The organism is Ferrimonas senticii DSM 18821 (genome assembly GCF_000422665.1).
Lineage (GTDB): Bacteria > Pseudomonadota > Gammaproteobacteria > Enterobacterales > Shewanellaceae > Ferrimonas > Ferrimonas senticii.
The window spans coordinates 107637-125758 of record NZ_AUGM01000004.1 but is presented as its reverse complement, the minus strand read 5'-3'; the positions used below and the strand labels follow the sequence as shown (position 1 = coordinate 125758).

The window sequence follows — 18122 nt, the reverse complement described above, 5'->3', positions numbered from 1 at the left end:
CCACAAAGAGCAGCTCATTGGCTGCTCTTTTGCTATCGCACTGATGCAATGCGACTGTGGCAAGGAGATCGGGCTATTCCGCTTCCTGCTTGGACATAATCAGTTGCAGCACATAACGCATGGTCTTGCGACAATCCGGCTGTGCCATCAGCATCTGCTTGTCTTTCTCCATCAACGGTAGCACTTCCAACCAGCGCTGGGATATCCAACTGGCGTCTTGCAGATCGGGATTAGGATAGAGATCGCCAAGTTTCGGCTCTTGCTCATACAACCGTTCCAACGCGGTGCCGACCATCTCGTAGGTTTGCTCCAATGGCCGCTGTGGCCAATTCGGCACTGGAAGCACCTTGCCCATCCAAACGCCATCGGCTTCCGCCCAAACGTCGGAGATCCGCACCTTCTGTTGACCCTCAACAACCACCGTTAAGGTGCCATCATCCAAACTGTAAAAATCGGTGATCGCCACCCGAGTCGCCAATGGGTAACACGGCAGCGGATTGTCGTCATCGCGGTTCATGCAAACCACCAACCACGGCTGCGGATGTTGCAAACACTCCGCCAGCCGGCGCAATTGCCCAGGGGTAACAATCTTTAGCGCCTTACGGCCTTTTGGCAGCACGGGCGTGTCGATGGGCAACAATACGGCGTCGACTCGATTCATGGCACCTCCTACACAAAGGACGCTCGCGCCCAACTGCGGGCGCGCATTTCATAAAGCTAAGTGTAGTTAGTGTTCAACGGCTCGCGTCTAAGCAGTTGTGAGGAGAGCTGGCGCAGACTTTCGCTGCTCCAAACGACGCCACAGTTTCTCGTGGAAAAAGTAACCAACGGTATTTACCGCCGGTTCAACGATTGCCACTAGGCCGCCAATCATCACGCTGCCAGTCAACAGATACGCCACGGCAAAGGCGATAGAAAAATGCATTACGGCAAAGGTCGCGGTTTTCAGCATGGGAGCCTCGATATCATTCGGAAGTTGATTTAATGATAACAATTATCATTTGCATATCAACTTAAAAATGCCGAACAGCGTCATCTAAAAAACCAACGTCACTTCAGCGTAATCATGGCTTTGCTCGGATCTTGCCGCAGCTGCTCAAAGGCATCGATCAACTGCTCGCCCAGTTCCACGGAACGCTGCCAGCGGTCGATCCGGGTGGCGTTATCCATTTTGGCGAAATCATGTCGATCCGGCAGCCGCCCGTCGGGTAACTGCGCCACAAACTCGGCGCTTGGTACCAACATCACCACCTTACGGAAATTGCCCTTGGCGCGGCGCCATGGCAACGACTTATCAAACCAACCTGGCGCAGCATATGGATAGAAATGCGGATACAGGCTTAAACCACCTTGAGTCAGTGCCGGCAGATCCAAGTGGTAATCGGTGACCCCGCCATCGTAGTAGTAACCCGGTTCAGTATTAGGCAGATCAGCAACCCCTCGCAGCACTACCGGGATGCTCCCGGTAGCCAACATCGCGTCCAGCAAACCGTCAGCGGTCAATTGGGTGTTGTGGGTTAGCAGATCGCGCATGCCGATAAAGGGGCTATCCGCCTTGGCATGCAGTACCCAGCGCTGCCATAGCCAGCCCAATTGCTCGCGGCCAAGCAGGTTTAACGCCATAGTGCAGGCCGCAGCCAAGGTCGCTACGCCACGATGCTCACTCGCCGCAATGCCCTTGCCACGACAGACAATCAAATTAAGGTGACGATTGGGGTGAGATAACAGCTGCTGCGGCTCGGCCCCTGCGATCGCTTTAGCTAACAGATCACGGCATTGACGCTCAACTTCAGCTTGGCTCGGCTTTTGGGCATACCACTGATGAATATAACCTTGCTGTAGACGCAGGTGAGCTTGCTCCGGCTCTGGATGGCACAAGGTGGTACAGCGCCATGCCCCAGATGAGGTACCAAGCATCGTCATCGGCTGGCTGTGACCAATAAAATGTTGGCTTAAGTGTCGCTCTAACGGCGCCAACGGCAGCCATTTAGGCCCACCACTGGCACCAAGCCACTTATCAAACAGTGACGGAATTAAGCCGTGACGCTCTATTTGATACTTCGCCTCTTGCCCCACCACTAACTGCAACACCGCCATTCTCCATTAAGTTTTAACAATTAATTTCAGCAGCTTAACCTTTTATCACCGGCTTCAATCAGCGGTCAACCGCAGCCAATTCACAATCGTTTTTATCGATAGCCAGCAACAGTAAAACTGGCAAATTTGTTAAAATTTAGGGTGAACTTTGTTTTTTCAGCCGCCTTGTGGCGTGCTTTGCCGCCATTTGTTGCCACCGCTAGCCATCCAGCCTGAATGTGAACTTGCTCACAAAACAATCACCACTTTCAGCAACAATTTCCAAAGTTGCAGTCGCTGCCGAGTTCACTTCGCTAACAACCGATGTTACAACTTAAATCAACCTGTGACGAAGCTCACAAAACGAGCCTCTTCTAAAATGACTGATAAAGGCAATAACAAGGGTCATTGGGTTTACAGGGGACATCTCGGTGCCCTGCCGAAGATGGACTTTCTAGTGCTGTAACTAATGGAAGGAGAATCATCATGCGCACTAAAACTATTTTGGCTACTGCTGCAACGGCTCTACTTATGAGCGCCACTGCATCCGCCGCTTCACTGCAATTGGGTGATGGCTTCTTCGCTACTGCGATCAACGGTCAAGCGGTACCCGCTTACGCCGACAGCCACAAGCTAAGCGCTGGTAAGCAGGTCGTGACCGTTCGCTTCGAACAGAACAACATCATTAGCTCAGAGCAAAATGAATACACCGTATCGGCACCGGTCGCGTTAGCGCTAAGTTCTACAGCGATGCTCAGGCGCTGCATAAAGCCTTGCTGTAACGCCGACACCAGTTTCAAAGAGCGACGCTTTAGCGTCGCTTTTTTATTGCCTGTACCATAGTGCTATTCGCTTTAATTGCTCAATACGCCCCTATGCTGATCGTCTCTAACCGCGTCACTATTGCGGCCGCTGAACTGGAACTGCAGATGATCCGCGCCTCCGGTCCTGGTGGCCAGCACGTCAACAAAACCAGCAGCGCTATCCAGTTAATCTTTGACGTCAAAAACTCAGCGTCGCTGCCAGATATCTACAAGCAGCGCCTGCTCAGTCGTGGCCACGCGAATCTCACTGCCAGCGGCAAACTGATTATCAAAGCCCAGCAATACCGCAGCCAAGAGCTAAACCGCCAAGATGCTTTGGAACGGCTAAAGGCGATTTTACTGGCGGCGATGGTGGTGCCGAAAAAACGGTTGGCGACCAAACCCACCCTAGCTTCGAAAAAACGTCGGGTTGATAACAAAAAGAAACTCAGTCAGACCAAGGCATTGCGGCGCAAGCCCGATTAACAGGCTGAACAATAAAACCGCGCTTAAACAAACCTTGCTGCTAAAATGCGGTGATAAGACCAGTAAAGTGCTGCTAAACCAAAAGTTGTCGTTATAATAACCCGACCACCTAGGGATGGTGGGTTTTCGAGAGCAAAATTAGCGATTCTCGGAACTTAACCGCGAAGTCACCGAAAATAACCGAGGATTGCTGCAAGATGCCGAAACCTGCCCATATTTTTGTGGTTAATGGTCCCAACTTAAATCTGTTAGGCCGCCGCGAACCAGGCATTTACGGCGCGGTAACCTTAGATGACATTGTCGCTAACTTGCAGCAACTCGCCGCGCAACGCGCAGTACGTCTGTCGCACCTGCAGAGCAACAGCGAAGCGGAGTTGATCGACGCAATCCATGCCAGCGATGCTGACTTTATTGTGATCAACCCTGCCGCGTTTACCCACACCAGCGTTGCCCTGCGCGATGCGCTGCTGGGGGTCGCCATCCCATTTATCGAGATCCATCTTTCCAACGTTCACGGCAGAGAGCCATTTAGACATCACAGTTACTTCTCTGATGTCGCCGTGGGCGTGATCTGTGGCCTTGGCAGTGACGGTTATCAATACGCCTTTGATGCCGCCTGCCGCCACATTGAGCACCGTAAACCACAGGATTAAGCGCCACTATGGACATTCGCAAGATTAAAAAACTGATCGAACTGGTACAGGAATCCGGTATTGCTGAGCTGGAGATCACCGAAGGTGAAGAAAGCGTACGTATCGCCGCGACCACCGCAGCTGCCCCAGTCGCCACCACCGTAGTTGCCCCTACAGCAGCACCGGTTGCACCAGTGGCCACTGCCGCGCCGGTTGCTACCGCAGCCGCAGAACCAGCCGTTGCTGCTGGCCACCACGTTCGCAGCCCAATGGTCGGCAGCTTCTACCGTGCCGCCACCCCAGGCGCTAAGCCGTTTGTGGAAGTGGGCGACACCGTTAACGTTGGCGATACCCTGTGCATCATCGAAGCGATGAAGATGATGAACCAAATTGAAGCCGACAAAGCGGGTGTAATCAAAGCGATCCTGCCAGAGAACGGCGATCCAATCGAATTTGACGAACCACTGTTCATCATCGAATAAGGGAGTCGACCATGTTGGATAAAGTGGTCATCGCCAACCGTGGTGAGATTGCCCTGCGGATCCTGCGCGCCTGTCGCGAACTGGGGATCAAAACCGTAGCGGTACACTCCACCGCTGACCGCGATCTGAAGCACGTACTGCTGGCCGACGAAACCATCTGTATCGGTAAGGCACCGGCAATGGAAAGCTACCTGAATGTACCGGCAATCATCGCCGCTGCTGAGGTAACTGACGCCATCGCCATCCACCCAGGCTACGGCTTTCTGTCTGAGAACGCCGAGTTTGCCGAACAGGTAGAGAAAAGCGGCTTTATCTTTATCGGCCCGAAAGCGGAAACCATCCGCATCATGGGCGATAAAGTAGCGGCAATTGAAGCGATGAAAAAAGCCGGTGTACCTTGCGTACCCGGCTCTGACGGCCCGCTGGGCGACGACGACGCCTTTAATATCCAGTGCGCCAAGCGCATCGGCTACCCGGTGATCATCAAAGCCGCCGGTGGCGGTGGTGGTCGCGGCATGCGGGTGGTTCGTAACGAATCTGAACTGCTGAAGGCGATCGCCATCACCAAGTCAGAAGCCGGTAGCTTCTTCGGTAACAGCATGGTTTACATGGAAAAATTCCTAGAAAACCCACGCCATATCGAAGTCCAAGTGCTGGCCGACGGCCAAGGCAATGCGATTCACTTAGGTGAACGTGACTGTTCGATGCAGCGCCGCCACCAGAAAGTGGTCGAAGAAGCGCCAGCACCGGGGATTACCGCAGAAATGCGTAAGTCCATTGGTGAGCGCTGTGCGCGTGCTTGTATCGAAATTGGCTACCGTGGCGCTGGTACCTTCGAGTTCCTGTTTGAAAACGGCGAGTTCTACTTTATCGAGATGAACACCCGTATTCAGGTAGAACACCCAGTAACCGAGATGGTCACTGGCATCGATCTGATCAAAGAGCAGCTGCGCATCGCCGCAGGCCAACCGCTGTCGATCACCCAAGACGATGTGAAGATCCGCGGCCATGCGATTGAGTGTCGTATTAACGCCGAAGATCCGAACACCTTCATGCCATCACCAGGCAAGATTGAACATTTCCACCCACCAGGTGGTATGGGCATTCGTTGGGACAGCCATATCTATGCTGGCTACAGCGTACCGCCGCACTACGATTCAATGATCGGCAAGCTGATCACCTTCGGTGAGAACCGCGGTATTGCGATTGCGCGGATGCGCAACGCCCTGCGTGAGCTGGTAGTGGATGGCATCAAGACCAACACCCCACTGCAGCAGCGGATCATGGCCGACGAACACTTCCAAAATGGTGGCACCAACATCCACTATCTTGAGAAGAAGCTGGAAAACGAGAAGTAATCTCGTCGTTGCTAGCAACCGGTCAACGGATACAAAAAATGCAGCCCTCGGGCTGCATTTTTTACATCATTTGCAATCGTATGACTGCGTTCAGCGACGTTGACGAACGGCTTCGAACAAACAGATCCCAGTGGCTACCGATACATTTAGGCTGGACACCTCTCCGGCCATTGGGATGCTGATCAGATCGTCACAGACTTCGCGAGTCAGGCGACGCAGGCCTTTGCCTTCGGCGCCCATCACCACCGCCAGCGCTCCAGTCAGTTTGGCGTCATACAGGGTATGGGTCGCTTCACCGGCGGCGCCGACAATCCACACGCCGCGCTCTTGCAGAGTACGCAGGGTGCGAGCCAAGTTAGTCACTTGGAACAGCGGCATGGTTTCCGCTGCGCCCACCGCCACTTTACGTACGATTGGGCCCAGACCAGCGCTGCGATCCCGCGGCACGATCACCCCATGCACGCCAGCGGCGTCGGCGCTACGAATGCAAGCACCCAAGTTGTGCGGATCGGTAACCCCATCCAGTACCAACAGCAGCGGCACCTCGACGTTATCCAGCAGCTCGGCCAGTTCATTCTCGCCTTTTACTGGCTCGGCAACCGCACGGGCCACCACACCTTGGTGCTGTGGTGATTCTGCTTTGTCATCCAGAACCTTACGGCTGGTCAGCTGCGGCTTTAAGCCAAAGGCGTCAGCCAAGCTGATGATGCTTTGCAGGCGTTCATCTTCGCGACCTTTTAACAGCCACAGCTCTTTTACTCGCTCTGGTTGGCGCTGCAACAGTGCCTCGACGGCATGCAGACCAAACACCATTTCATGTTTCATGAACGCTTTTTCCGTTTGTTACTGCCACCGCGCTTGCTGTCGCCGCTGCGGCTGGCCTTAGATTTGGAGTCGGCTTTGCCTTTGGCATCGCCCTTATAACCGCCTTTAGCGGCCGGTTTCCGCGGCGCGTCCTTGCCGCTACGCAACACACCAGAGCCCGCTTTGGACTTACCGCTGCCTTTGCGTTTAGTGACTGCGCGGCCACCATCAAGCAGCGCCAAGTCGATCTGACGGTCATCCAGTTTCACCGCCATCACTTTCACTTCCACTTCATCGCCCAAACGGTAGCGTTTACCGCTGGCTTCGCCAACCAATGCTTGGCGCAGTGGATCGTAGTGGTAGTAGTCGTTGGCCAGGCTGGAGATGTGCACTAGACCATCGATGTGGTAACGCTTCAAGCGTACGAACAAACCAAAGCTGGTGACGCCACTGACGACTGCTTCAAAGTCGTCGCCAACGTGATCCAGCATAAACTCGCACTTGAGCCAGTCGGAGACATCGCGGCTGGCGTCATCGGCACGGCGCTCCGTCATCGAGGTGTGTTCGCCGAGCTCAGCCAACGCTTGCTCGTCGTAACCATAGCCGCCGTCGCTTTGCAGCTTGCCGGTGGCCAGCTCTGGCTGCGCCTGTTTGGCCGACAGGAAGCGGATCACCCGATGCAGGATCAGATCCGGGTAACGACGAATTGGCGAGGTGAAGTGGGCGTAGCTGCCCAGCGCCAAGCCGAAGTGACCGATGTTATCGGCGCTGTAAACTGCCTGCTTCATCGAGCGCAGCACCATGGTTTGGATCAGCTCCGCATCACCACGATCTTTGGTTTCCAGCAGCAGTTTCTGCACATCCAGTGGACTTGGCTCGCTGCCACCGCCCAGCTCCAGACCTTGCTGCTTCAAGAAGTCACGCAGAGTCAGCAGCTTTTGCTCGCTAGGGCCTTCGTGGACACGGTACAGCACTTCGCCTTGGTGTTTCTTAACGAACTTACCGGCCGCGACGTTGGCGAGGATCATGCACTCTTCAATCATCTTATGCGCGACGTTACGGGCGCGCGGTTCGATGCGTTCGATGCGACGTTGCTCGTTAAAGATAAACTGCGTCTCTTCTGACTCCAGCACCAGTGCACCGCGCTGCTGACGAGCATTATCCAACGCTTGGTACAGTTCGTGCAGTTCAAATAGGTGCGGCAGTTGCTCGGCGTATTCTTCGCTGAGGGCACCGTCGCCATCGAGGATTTTCGCTACCTTGGTGTAGGTCAAACGAGCGTGGGAGTGCATCACCGCTGGGTAGAACTGGTAGCCCGACAGCTTACCGGCTTCAGAGATGGTCATCTCCGCCACCATACAGAGGCGGTCTACGTGCGGGTTCAGTGAACACAGGCCGTTAGACAGCTTCTCTGGCAGCATCGGGATCACTTGCGCCGGGAAGTACACCGAGTTACCACGAGCGCGAGCTTCGCTGTCCAGTGCCATGCCTGGGCGAACGTAATGCGACACGTCGGCGATCGCCACGTACAAGCGCCAGCCGCCGCTCTTTTTGCGCTCGGCAAACACCGCGTCGTCAAAGTCACGGGCGTCTTCGCCGTCGATGGTTACCAGCGGCAGCTTACGCAGATCGCGACGGCCCTGTTTGTCCGCCTCCAGCACCTCTTCGTGGATGGCAGCGCACTCAGTCAGCACCTTGTCGCCAAACACGTGCGGCAGATCGTGGCTACGCAGCGCCATCTCGATCTCCATGCCCGGATCCATCTCGTTACCTAGCACTTCAGCAACTTTACCGATGGCGTGGGTGTGCGGCGCCGGACGTTTTACCAGCTCAACCACCACCACTTGGCCTTCGCGGGCACCGTTGCGGCCTTCGGCTGGGATCAGAATGTCTTGCGACAAACGGCTGTCGTCTGGGATCACGTAGCCGATGCCATGATCGGAGAAGTAACGGCCAACGATCATCGGGTTACGCGGTTCAACCACGCGAACGATGCGGGCACTCTTACGCCCACGACGGTCGCCTTGTTCAAGCTGCGCCATCACGCGGTCGCCGTGCAGGACTGAGAACATCGCCTGTTCTGGCAGGTACAGATCGTCGCCGCCGTCGTCCGGACGGAAGAAACCAAAGCCATCGCGGTGGCCAAGCACGGTACCGGTGATCAGATCCATCCGCTCTGGCAGGCCGTAGCGGCCTTTGCGGGTGTAAACAATCTGACCGTCCCGCTCCATCGCTCGTAAGCGGCGGGTCAGTGCGATGTATTGATCGCCAACAATGGCAAAGTGGGCCGCTAACTCTTCCCGCGCCACCGGCGCCGGTTGCTGCTGCATAAACTGCAGAATGAATTCGCGACTGGCGATGGGGTTATCGTACTTTTCAGCCTCGCGGCCAAAGTGGGGATCTTGAGTCATAGAAAGACCAATTGAGGAACCATAAAGGTCAGAAGTAGAAGTTGCGGAAAGTATAACGGAATTCGCGATCTGACGCGGAAATAGTTGCGCTAGTTCTAAGTTTTACTAGCGCGATCGCCACCAGCGAGTGTCAGCGCATCAATACGCTGCGACGGGTCTGCTCCCGCAGGCTTGGCGGCAGTTGCAACGCCAACTGATTTTTTAGGCGCTCGGCGCGGGCGCGCTCGGCGTCATTGGCAAATTTGGCTTGGTGCAGCCATTGGTACACGGCGGGGTAATCCAGCGCACTGCCACGGCCTTGACCGTAGTAGTCGGCCACCGCCAACAGCGCCCGTTGATGACCGAGCGACGCGGCCGTATGCAGCATCCGCAAGCCATAGGCTTCGTCGGTCACCACAAACTTGCCTTGCAGATGATAGCGGCCGATCTGTTCGATGGCGTCCGCCAACCCTTGCTCGGCAGCGCGATTGAGGTATAGCCAGCCCTGTTCAACGTCTTTGTTGGTGCACACCCCATACAACAGCATATCGGCCCACAACATTTGATAGGCCGGCACTTTCAGTACCGCCGCTCGGGCTTCAATATCTTGCAGCAGCTGGCAGTCATCGGCGCGCACCCGCTTAAGGTGAGTGTTGTCTCGCAGCATCTGCAGCAGCAGATCCTGCGGATAGATATCTACCGCTTGAATGGGTGCCGCTTGGGTCACGGGGGCCAGTAGCCATGCCGCAACGATCAAAGACCATCGTTTCATAGCAAAGTTATCGGCAGCGCGGGTGAGAACTTTATAGCAGATACGCAAACGGGGCCCGCAGGCCCCGTAGTTACCACATCCGATCCGCTTAAGCGAATGGGTGGCGCAGGATCATGGTCTCAACGCGGTCTGGACCGGTAGAGATGATGTCCACTGGCACTTCCAGCAGCTCTTCGATACGAGCGATGTAATCCAGTGCTGCCTTAGGCAGTTGGTCGTGCTCAACCACACCGAAGGTGTTGTCGGACCAACCTGGCATGGTTTCGTATACAGGAGTTGCGGCTTCGTACCCTTCAGCGTCCATCGGTGGTACCGACAGGATTTCGCCGTTTGGCATCTGGTAGCCGGTACAGATCTTCAGCTCTTCCAGACCATCCAGTACGTCCAGTTTGGTCAGACAGATACCGGTCATGCCGTTCAGTTGTACTGCGCGGCGCAGCACCACGATGTCCAGCCAGCCACAACGACGCTTACGGCCGGTAGTCGCGCCAAACTCGTGGCCTTTGGTGCCCAAGTGGTTGCCCACTTCGTCATCCAGTTCAGTTGGGAATGGACCGCCACCAACGCGGGTGGTGTAGGCCTTAACGATACCCAGTACGTAGTCTAGGTGGTTCGGGCCAAAGCCAGAGCCCGTCGCTACGCCACCAGCGGTGGTGTTCGAGGAGGTAACGTATGGGTAGGTGCCGTGATCCACGTCCAGCAGGGTGCCTTGAGCGCCTTCAAACATGATTGGCTCGCCAGCTTTGCGGGCTTTATCCAGCAGATCGGCAACGTCAACGATCATCGGACGCATCAGTTCAGCCAGTTCCAGCGAATCCGCCAGTACGGTGTCGAAGTCCACTTCTTCAGTCTGGTGGTATTCACGCAGCATGAAGTTGTAGTACGCCATCACTTCTTTCAGCTTGGTGGCAAAACGCTCTGCATCCAGCAGATCGCCAACGCGCAGGGCACGACGAGCCACTTTGTCTTCGTAAGCTGGACCAATACCGCGACCGGTGGTGCCGATGGCGGCGTTGCCGCGAGCACGCTCACGAGCCTGATCGATGGCAACGTGGTAAGGCAGGATCAGTGGACAGGCTTCAGAGATCACCAGACGCTGTTCAACTGGCACGCCACGCTCTTTCAGCATGGTCAGCTCTTTTTTCAGCGCTTCTGGAGACAGCACCACGCCGTTGCCGATGATGCACTTAACGTTGTCGCGTAGGATCCCTGATGGGATGAGGTGTAATACGGTCTTTTCGCCGTTGATTACTAGAGTATGGCCAGCATTGTGACCGCCCTGGTAACGAACTACATAGCTAGCTTGATCGGTCAGCAGGTCAACAACCTTACCTTTACCTTCGTCGCCCCACTGAGTTCCCAGAACTACTACATTTTTGCCCATTTGATGTTCACACTTTCTGGTTAAAAAAGGATTCTACCAGAATCCACTGACTGGTTTTATGCCGCACCGGAAAAAATCCAAATCAGCACCACCGCGGCGCTAACTAAGCAGCCGCCAAGGCGTCGTAACGATTCTGGCGATTGATGTGCCATCTCTGACATCACCCGTTGCCACTGCTTGGGCAACAACAACGGGCCAAGGCCCTCGACCAACATCACGCCGGCCAAGACCAACATTGCGATTTCCATTTGCGATACCGATTACACCCACAATCCCGCCATTATCGCCAGTTATCAGACTGACTCAATGACGCTGAGAGCAATGGGTATCGCCAAAATTCACGCAATAAAAAAGCCCAACGCAGAGCGTTGGGCTTTGCCGGAGGATTCTATCCTAGTTCACGGCATTGCTTTTCATGTATTGGAAGAACTCTGAATCCGGTGAAACGACCAATACGTCTTCCTTACTGGTGAATGAAGCGCGGTAAGCGTCCAAAGAGCGCAGCAAGCTGTAGAACTCTGGATTCTGACCATAAGAGTCAGCATAGATCTTGGCTGCTTGCGCATCGCCTTGACCACGCAGAGCCCGCGACTGACGCTCGGCTTCCGCCAGGGTCAGAGTCACCTTGGCATCCGCGCCGGCGCGAATGATCTCAGCTTGCTCTTGACCTTCAGAGCGGTGCTTACGAGCCACCGCTTCACGCTCAGCACGCATCCGGTTGTAGATGAACTCCGACACTTCCGGCGGCAGGTTGATCTGCTTCACTCGCACATCGACCAAGGCCACACCAATCTCAGCGGCGTCTTTCGCGGTCGCATCCAAAGCTTCGCGCTGCAGTTCATCGCGGCTGCCAGAGACGATCTCTTTGATAGTACGGCTACCAAACTCAGCCCGCAGGGCGTTGTTGATCTTCGATTGCAGCAAAGATTCAGCAAACAACTGGTTACCCTGCTGAGTCGCCAGGTAGTAACGACCGAAATCGATGATGCGCCACTTCACGAAGGAATCGACGATCACATCTTTTTGCTCGGAAGTCACAAAGCGATCCGCTGGCGCATCCAAGGTCAGGATCCGCGCATTAAGCGAGCTAACCTGATCGATAAATGGCACTTTGAAGTGCAGACCTGGGGCATAAACCACGGTCTTATCTTCAGCGTCTTTGTTGATCTTACCGAAACGTTTAACGATGGCTCGCTCGCCCTCTTCCACCACAAACAGCGAAGAAAGGGCAACCACGGCGGCCACGAATAGGATGACTAAGGTACGAACGTTCACGGCTTAGTTTCTCCCTTGACGACCGCTGATACGGCTGTTGATCGGATCATTCACTGGGGTGCGAATGGTTCGGTTATTATTGTTGCTTGGCACTGTTGCCGCCGGCTGTGACTGCGTTGCACTCTGGCCTTGGATAATCTTATCCAGCGGCAGATAGAACATCGAGCCACCGTCGTTATCGATCATCACCTTGGAGGTATTGGAGTACACCTGTTCCATGGTTTCCAGATACAGACGCTCACGAGTTACCTCTGGCGCCGCTTCATACTGCGGCAGCAGTTGGTTAAAGCGTTCCACTTCACCACGAGCTTCCAACACCACGCGCTGCTTGTAGGCATCCGCCTCTTTAAGCACACGCTCCGCTTGACCACGAGCTTGTGGCTCTACCTGACGAGAATAGGCGGTCGCTTCTTGAACGTAACGCTCCTCATCCTCACGAGCCGCAATTACGTCATCAAACGCCGGTTTAACCTCTTCAGGTGGACGGGCTTCTTTAAAGGCCACGTCGACGATCTGAATCCCCATATCGTACGGGGTGATGATGCCGTCAAGCTCTTCCCAAGTGTTTTGACGCACCTCTTCACGGCCCACGGTTAGGATGTTATCCATGGTGGTGTGACCGATCACGTAGCGCATCGCACTGTCGAGGGCTTCGCTCAGGGTTTGGTCCGGACTTGCTACGTTAAACAGGTACTTGCGCGGATCTTGGATGCGGTACTGCACCTCCATCTGCACGGTCACCACGTTTTCATCTTTAGTTAGCATCAAGCCAGAGGCGTTCAAACGGTTAACCCGTTCAATGTTAACCGGGTAGATCTTGTCGACCAGCGGTGGGCGGATCCCCAGACCTGGGCCAACAATCCCTTCAAATTGACCAAAACGCAGCACTACGCCACGCTCAGCCTCTTCAATCTTGTACAAACCCGCCAAGCCGTATGCGACCACGGCACCAGCCAGCACTAGGCCGACGCCCACGCCACTAAACTTGCCGCCGCCACCGCCGAAACGGTTGGCGAGCTTACGAAACACCTCGTCCAGATCAGGTGGACCCTGATTCTTGCCGCCCCTGTTTCCCCAGGGATCTTTGCCTTGATTGCCAGGCTCGTTCCAGGCCATTTACAGCTCCATCATTTGGAAGGTTTTGGTAACTCTAGCTAATTTATCAGCCAATTACTCGCGGATAAAGTGATGCAGGCGTCCCTCGGAAGCCTTCAGTAATCGCTGCCAATCGCGTTCGGGCAGCTTCACCTGTACCACCGTCTGTCCCTGCTCGTCGTATTCGACCTGCTGAACCGCATTCAGTTCGTGTAACTTGGCGACCCAGCGGCTCTCCGCCGGCGGCAACACCAAAGTCAGATCAGCAATCGCTTGGCCGAGCAGTTCGGTTAGCGCTTCAAACAACAGTTCGATACCGACATCGGCTCTGGCGCTTAGCCACACCCGCACTGGTACCCCTTGATCGTTACGATCAATACGGGCAACCGCGTCATCGAGATTATCGATTTTGTTGTACACCAGCAGCACTGGGATCTCGTCGGCTTCGATCTCCGCTAACACCTCGTTGACCGATTCGATGTTTTCCGCGCAGCGATCATCGGCGCAATCAACCACATGCAGCAGCAGATCCGCTTCGCGAGTTTCAGTCAGCGTGCCTTTGAAGGCCGCGACTAGATCGTGCGGCAGATGGCGAATAAAACCAACGGTGTCCGCCAGAATCGTCGGTCCAACTTGGTTGACGTCGATGCGGCGCAGGGTTGGATCCAAGGTGGCAAACAATTGATCTTCGGCGTATACACCCGCTGCGGTGATGCGATTAAACAGGGTTGATTTGCCGGCGTTGGTGTAACCCACCAACGATACCGTTGGCACTTCACGGCGCTGCCGAGCACGACGCCCCTGCTCACGCTGTTTGGCCACCTTTTCCAGTCGCTTCAAAATGGTTTTGATGCGTTCGCGCACCAAACGACGATCGCTTTCGAGCTGGGTTTCGCCAGGCCCACGCAAGCCGATACCGCCTTTTTGGCGTTCCAAGTGGGTCCAACCACGGATCAGACGGGTAGAGATATAACGCAACTGCGCCAATTCCACCTGCAACTTACCTTCGTGGGTGCGAGCACGTTGGGCAAAAATATCGAGGATCAAGCCGGTGCGGTCGAGCACGCGACACTCGCAGATCTGTTCGATATTACGCTCTTGCGCTGGAGTTAGGGCGTGGTTAAAGATGACGATGTCAGCTTCGACAGCGCGCACCAGATGGGCAATCTCTTCGGCCTTACCGGTACCGCAGAAATATTTAGGATGGGGACTGGAACGCTTTCCGGTGATCTCACCGCAGGCTTGAACTCCGGCCGAGCTGGCAAGTAAGCGCAGCTCGTCGAAATCCTCTCGTTCACCTTCTCGACTGAAGTCGATGTGAACCAGTACAGCGCGTTCGCCTGCTTCATACCTCTCAAACAAGCAGACTTGCTCCTAATGATTGCGAGGGCAGTTAAGCCGGGGTATCGCCGCTGTCTACCTGATGGCCAGCACCGGTGTGATTGCTCATGTTAAATGGGCGACCAGGAACCACGGTAGAGATAGCGTGCTTGTAAACCATTTGGCTTACGGTGTTTTTCAGCAGAATAACGAATTGATCGAATGATTCGATCTGACCCTGAAGCTTAATACCGTTAACTAAATAGATTGAAACGGGAACACGTTCACGACGTAACGCATTCAAAAACGGGTCTTGGAGAGATTGCCCCTTAGCCATTCTGTTTTCCTTTAAAATTGTAATTTGATTTGAACAGTATATTGTCGGCGATTAGCGCATCACTGCGCTAGTCTTTTTATAGCCTAGGCAACACTATATTGCTAATTTTCTCAACACCTTGTCTACATTATCAAGGTCGTTGGAATCGAGCCAAGTTAGCTCTGGCCAACCGCGCAGCCAAGTCAGCTGTCGCTTCGCTAATTGCCGGGTCGCGGCAACGCCTTGGGCGATCATGGTAGCGCGATCCACTTGCCCATGCAGGTACGACCACATCTGTCGATATCCGACACAACGGATCGACGGAAGTTCCGGATGCAGATCACCGCGGTCAATCAGCGCTTGCACCTCTTGTTCAAACGGCTGCTGCAACATCTGCATAAAGCGTTGCTCAATGCGCTGATGCAGTACTGCTCGTTCAGCCGGAGCGATAGCAAACTGAGCAAATCGATATTGGCTCTGCTGACCTTTAACCTGAGTCAGTTCGGTCATCGACTTACCGCTGATGCGATAGACCTCAAGCGCCCGCAACAGCCGCTGCGGATCATTGGGGTGAATGCGCGCCGCCGAGACCGGATCGATCTCGGCTAACTGCTGATGCAGCGTTTGCCAACCGTCGGACTTAGCCTCAGCTTCAATTTGTGCGCGGATCTCCGGATTGGCCGATGGCAGTGGCGATAACCCTTCAATCAACGACTTGAAGTACATCATGGTGCCGCCAACCAGCAACGGAATTTTACCTTGGGCGGTAATGGCGGCCATTTCCCGCTCGGCGTCGGCAACAAAATCGGCGGCCGAGTAACTCTCAGCCGGATCGAGAATATCGATCAACCGATGCGGCGCTGCCGCTTGCTCGGCGGCCGAGGGCTTAGCGCTGCCGATATCCATGCCACGGTAGATCAGCGCCGAATCGACACTGATCAACTCCACCGGCAGGTGCTGACGCAAGGCAATCGCCAAATCGGTTTTGCCAGAGGCGGTCGGCCCCATAATGCACAGCGCCAATGGGCGCGGATCGTTACTCATGGGTTTGCTCCAGATAAGCCTGCCATGGCAAATCGATGGCTTGGGCCATCAGTGCGTCCTGCTGGGTTGAATTAAGTTGCTGCCACAGTTGGCTGGCACCGTCGCCCACGTCGCTAAAGCCACTCAGCCACGCCGCTAGCGCTTCGTCGGATGGGCTATCGCCTTCCAACCACTGCAGCAGTTCGCTGATCACTTTAGTCAAATCGCTACGGCGCAGCACCGCCGGCACGGTTTTTAGCACCAACCGTTGATGCTGCTGACTGATGTCGATGCCAAGGCGGCGCAGCAGCCCGCTGTGTTGGTCGATCACCGCCAGCCAATTAACGTCAGCGGGCAGCGATACGGGCAACAGCAGTGGTTGACCAACGAGTCCCTGCGGTAAGCGGCTTAGCAATGCCTGTTTTTGCTGATAAGCGTTGAGCTTCGCCAGCGACAGCAGTTTCAACTGGCTGCCTTTCCCCAGCAGCAACTGCTGATCTAATTGGGTAAGTAAACGCCACTGATTGGCGTCGGCAGTCGCTTGCTCGGTCAGTGGCGGCACTGGCGTTTGCAGCAACTGGCCATAAGCGTTAACCGCCGCGGTCTGTGCGTAACTGTTAGCCTGTGGCCGCAGCGGTTTAGGCGCGTAGCCATAACCGCCGCTGCTGGCGTTGCCTGAATAACTGGAGCCTGCCGCAGGCGCATAACGACTGTCGCTGGCATAGCTGCGGCTGGCGTCAGCGCCCCAACCGGATGAGTCCGGTTGCTGAGCCATGCCCACAGCCGCGTTGTGGTCGCTACGGTTCTCAAGTTGCTGAGACTGAGCCTGATAGACAGCGCCCAGTTCATTGAATTGCCGCTGTGTCGACGGTGCTTCTGCCTCTGAAAACAGCGACGTCCGCTGGGCTAACCCTTGCTTCAATGCGGTTAGGATAAAGTCGTGGACGTAACGCGCTTGATGAAACCGCACTTCGTGTTTGGCCGGATGAACGTTGACGTCAACCTCATGGGGATCCAGCACCAGATAAAGCACAAAGCCCGCCGCTTGGGCGACACCGGCTTCCTCCAGCGCTTGTCGAACCGCATGATTGACCAATTTATCACGCACCACCCGACCGTTGACGTAGAAGTACTGCACGTCGCTGATCTTGGCTTTGTCATCATCCAGCGCCAGGAACCCGGTCAGCGCCAGCTCATCGGTGCTACTGCGTAGGGTAAACGCACGTTCAGCAAAGGCACTGCCGCAGATGGATGCCAACCGCTGTTGCCGCTGCCGATCGTTGCTGGCTGGTCGATACTGACGCACCAGTTTGCCGTTGTGACGCAGGCTAAAGTGGACGCTCTCTTTGGCCAACGCGATCCGCCGCAGCTGCTCTTCCAGATGAGTGAACTCGGTCTTATCGGCACGCAAAAAACGGCGCCGCGCGGGGGTATTAAAAAACAGATCGACCACCTCGACGGTGGTGCCTTGCGGATGGGCGGTCGGTTTAACCTGCACCGCCATATCGCGGCCTTCAGCATAGGCTTGCCATGCCTCAGTCGCACCTTCAGCCCGAGAGCTTAAGGTCAGGCGCGCTACCGAGCTGATGGACGCCAACGCTTCGCCGCGAAAACCGAAGCTTAAGATCGATTCCAGATCTTCTAGGGTGGCTACTTTCGAGGTGGCATGGCGAGCCAGTGCCAGCGCCAGTTGGTCTTTGGCGATGCCTTTGCCATTATCGCGGATCACCAGCGATTTGTTGCCGCCACGCTCCACCTCAATCTCAACCTTGGTGGCACCCGCATCGAGGCAGTTCTCCACCAGCTCTTTGAGCACCGATGCGGGGCGTTCGACCACCTCACCGGCCGCGATCTGGTTAGCCAACTGCGGCGGTAAGATCTGAATGGTCATAGTCTTTCCTAGTGG

Annotated in this window: 19 protein-coding genes; 5 read left to right on the top strand and 14 right to left on the bottom strand. The window is 55.3% G+C overall.

Going from position 1 to position 18122, the window contains the following annotated elements; all coding sequences use genetic code 11:
- Positions 1 to 73: 73 nt before the first annotated feature.
- The 3 genes from G506_RS0104185 to G506_RS18695 all read right to left on the bottom strand — a co-directional run bounded on the left by G506_RS0104185 (position 74) and on the right by G506_RS18695 (position 2091).
- Complete coding sequence (locus G506_RS0104185) at positions 74 to 661, bottom strand: LON peptidase substrate-binding domain-containing protein (protein ID WP_028115782.1); 588 nt, start codon at positions 659 to 661, stop codon at positions 74 to 76.
- 87 nt (positions 662 to 748) lie between these two features.
- Positions 749 to 952 carry a DUF2061 domain-containing protein gene (locus tag G506_RS0104180; protein ID WP_028115781.1) on the bottom strand — a complete coding sequence of 68 codons (204 nt, stop codon included), beginning with the start codon at positions 950 to 952 and terminating at the stop codon, positions 749 to 751.
- A 98-nt stretch (positions 953 to 1050) separates the two neighbouring features.
- A complete protein-coding gene (locus G506_RS18695) occupies positions 1051 to 2091 on the bottom strand; it encodes a patatin-like phospholipase domain-containing protein (RefSeq protein ID WP_156904784.1) in 1041 nt (346 codons plus the stop codon).
- 471 nt (positions 2092 to 2562) lie between these two features.
- Here G506_RS18695 and G506_RS0104170 point away from each other — a divergent pair, with 471 nt between their 5' ends.
- The 5 genes from G506_RS0104170 to accC all read left to right on the top strand — a co-directional run bounded on the left by G506_RS0104170 (position 2563) and on the right by accC (position 5837).
- Positions 2563 to 2919, top strand: coding sequence for a hypothetical protein (locus G506_RS0104170; protein ID WP_156904783.1), 357 nt, complete (start codon positions 2563 to 2565; stop codon positions 2917 to 2919).
- A 32-nt stretch (positions 2920 to 2951) separates the two neighbouring features.
- Positions 2952 to 3365 (top strand): alternative ribosome rescue aminoacyl-tRNA hydrolase ArfB, encoded by a 414-nt coding sequence (gene arfB, locus G506_RS0104165; RefSeq protein ID WP_028115779.1) that lies wholly within the window; start codon positions 2952 to 2954, stop codon positions 3363 to 3365.
- Positions 3366 to 3562: 197 nt separating this feature from the next.
- Positions 3563 to 4018: a type II 3-dehydroquinate dehydratase gene (aroQ, locus tag G506_RS0104160; RefSeq protein ID WP_028115778.1), complete on the top strand. Its 456-nt coding sequence runs from the start codon at positions 3563 to 3565 to the stop codon at positions 4016 to 4018.
- 8 nt (positions 4019 to 4026) lie between these two features.
- Positions 4027 to 4479 (top strand): acetyl-CoA carboxylase biotin carboxyl carrier protein, encoded by a 453-nt coding sequence (gene accB / locus G506_RS0104155; RefSeq protein ID WP_028115777.1) that lies wholly within the window; start codon positions 4027 to 4029, stop codon positions 4477 to 4479.
- An 11-nt stretch (positions 4480 to 4490) separates the two neighbouring features.
- Positions 4491 to 5837 carry an acetyl-CoA carboxylase biotin carboxylase subunit gene (gene accC, locus G506_RS0104150; protein ID WP_028115776.1) on the top strand — a complete coding sequence of 449 codons (1347 nt, stop codon included), beginning with the start codon at positions 4491 to 4493 and terminating at the stop codon, positions 5835 to 5837.
- A gap of 90 nt (positions 5838 to 5927) precedes the next feature.
- Here accC and rlmB read toward each other — a convergent pair whose 3' ends face one another.
- The 11 genes from rlmB to mutL form a co-directional block, all read right to left on the bottom strand.
- Positions 5928 to 6662, bottom strand: coding sequence for a 23S rRNA (guanosine(2251)-2'-O)-methyltransferase RlmB (gene rlmB, locus G506_RS0104145; protein WP_028115775.1), 735 nt, complete (start codon positions 6660 to 6662; stop codon positions 5928 to 5930).
- A complete protein-coding gene (gene rnr, locus G506_RS0104140) occupies positions 6659 to 9052 on the bottom strand; it encodes a ribonuclease R (RefSeq protein WP_028115774.1) in 2394 nt (797 codons plus the stop codon). The genes rlmB and rnr overlap by 4 nt, the downstream gene beginning before the upstream one ends.
- 130 nt (positions 9053 to 9182) lie before the next feature.
- Positions 9183 to 9803 (bottom strand): tetratricopeptide repeat protein, encoded by a 621-nt coding sequence (locus G506_RS0104135; RefSeq protein ID WP_028115773.1) that lies wholly within the window; start codon positions 9801 to 9803, stop codon positions 9183 to 9185.
- A gap of 88 nt (positions 9804 to 9891) precedes the next feature.
- A complete protein-coding gene (locus G506_RS0104130; RefSeq protein ID WP_028115772.1) occupies positions 9892 to 11187 on the bottom strand; it encodes an adenylosuccinate synthase in 1296 nt (431 codons plus the stop codon).
- A 56-nt stretch (positions 11188 to 11243) separates the two neighbouring features.
- Positions 11244 to 11423 (bottom strand): DUF2065 domain-containing protein, encoded by a 180-nt coding sequence (locus G506_RS0104125; RefSeq protein ID WP_240473381.1) that lies wholly within the window; start codon positions 11421 to 11423, stop codon positions 11244 to 11246.
- 157 nt (positions 11424 to 11580) lie between these two features.
- Positions 11581 to 12462 carry a protease modulator HflC gene (hflC, locus tag G506_RS0104120; RefSeq protein ID WP_035387000.1) on the bottom strand — a complete coding sequence of 294 codons (882 nt, stop codon included), beginning with the start codon at positions 12460 to 12462 and terminating at the stop codon, positions 11581 to 11583.
- A 3-nt stretch (positions 12463 to 12465) separates the two neighbouring features.
- A complete protein-coding gene (gene hflK / locus G506_RS0104115) occupies positions 12466 to 13578 on the bottom strand; it encodes an FtsH protease activity modulator HflK (protein ID WP_028115769.1) in 1113 nt (370 codons plus the stop codon).
- A gap of 54 nt (positions 13579 to 13632) precedes the next feature.
- Positions 13633 to 14919, bottom strand: a complete 1287-nt coding sequence (gene hflX, locus G506_RS0104110) for a ribosome rescue GTPase HflX (protein WP_028115768.1) — start codon at positions 14917 to 14919, stop codon at positions 13633 to 13635.
- 31 nt (positions 14920 to 14950) lie between these two features.
- The gene (gene hfq, locus G506_RS0104105; protein ID WP_028115767.1) at positions 14951 to 15214 is read right to left on the bottom strand and encodes an RNA chaperone Hfq; all 264 of its coding nucleotides are present in this window, start codon (positions 15212 to 15214) and stop codon (positions 14951 to 14953) included.
- Between the two features lie 93 nt (positions 15215 to 15307).
- On the bottom strand, positions 15308 to 16237 hold the full coding sequence (miaA, locus tag G506_RS0104100) for a tRNA (adenosine(37)-N6)-dimethylallyltransferase MiaA (RefSeq protein ID WP_028115766.1): 930 nt from the start codon (positions 16235 to 16237) through the stop codon (positions 15308 to 15310).
- Positions 16230 to 18107, bottom strand: coding sequence for a DNA mismatch repair endonuclease MutL (gene mutL, locus G506_RS0104095; RefSeq protein ID WP_028115765.1), 1878 nt, complete (start codon positions 18105 to 18107; stop codon positions 16230 to 16232). Before mutL ends, miaA begins: the two co-directional genes overlap by 8 nt.
- Positions 18108 to 18122: the final 15 nt, after the last annotated feature.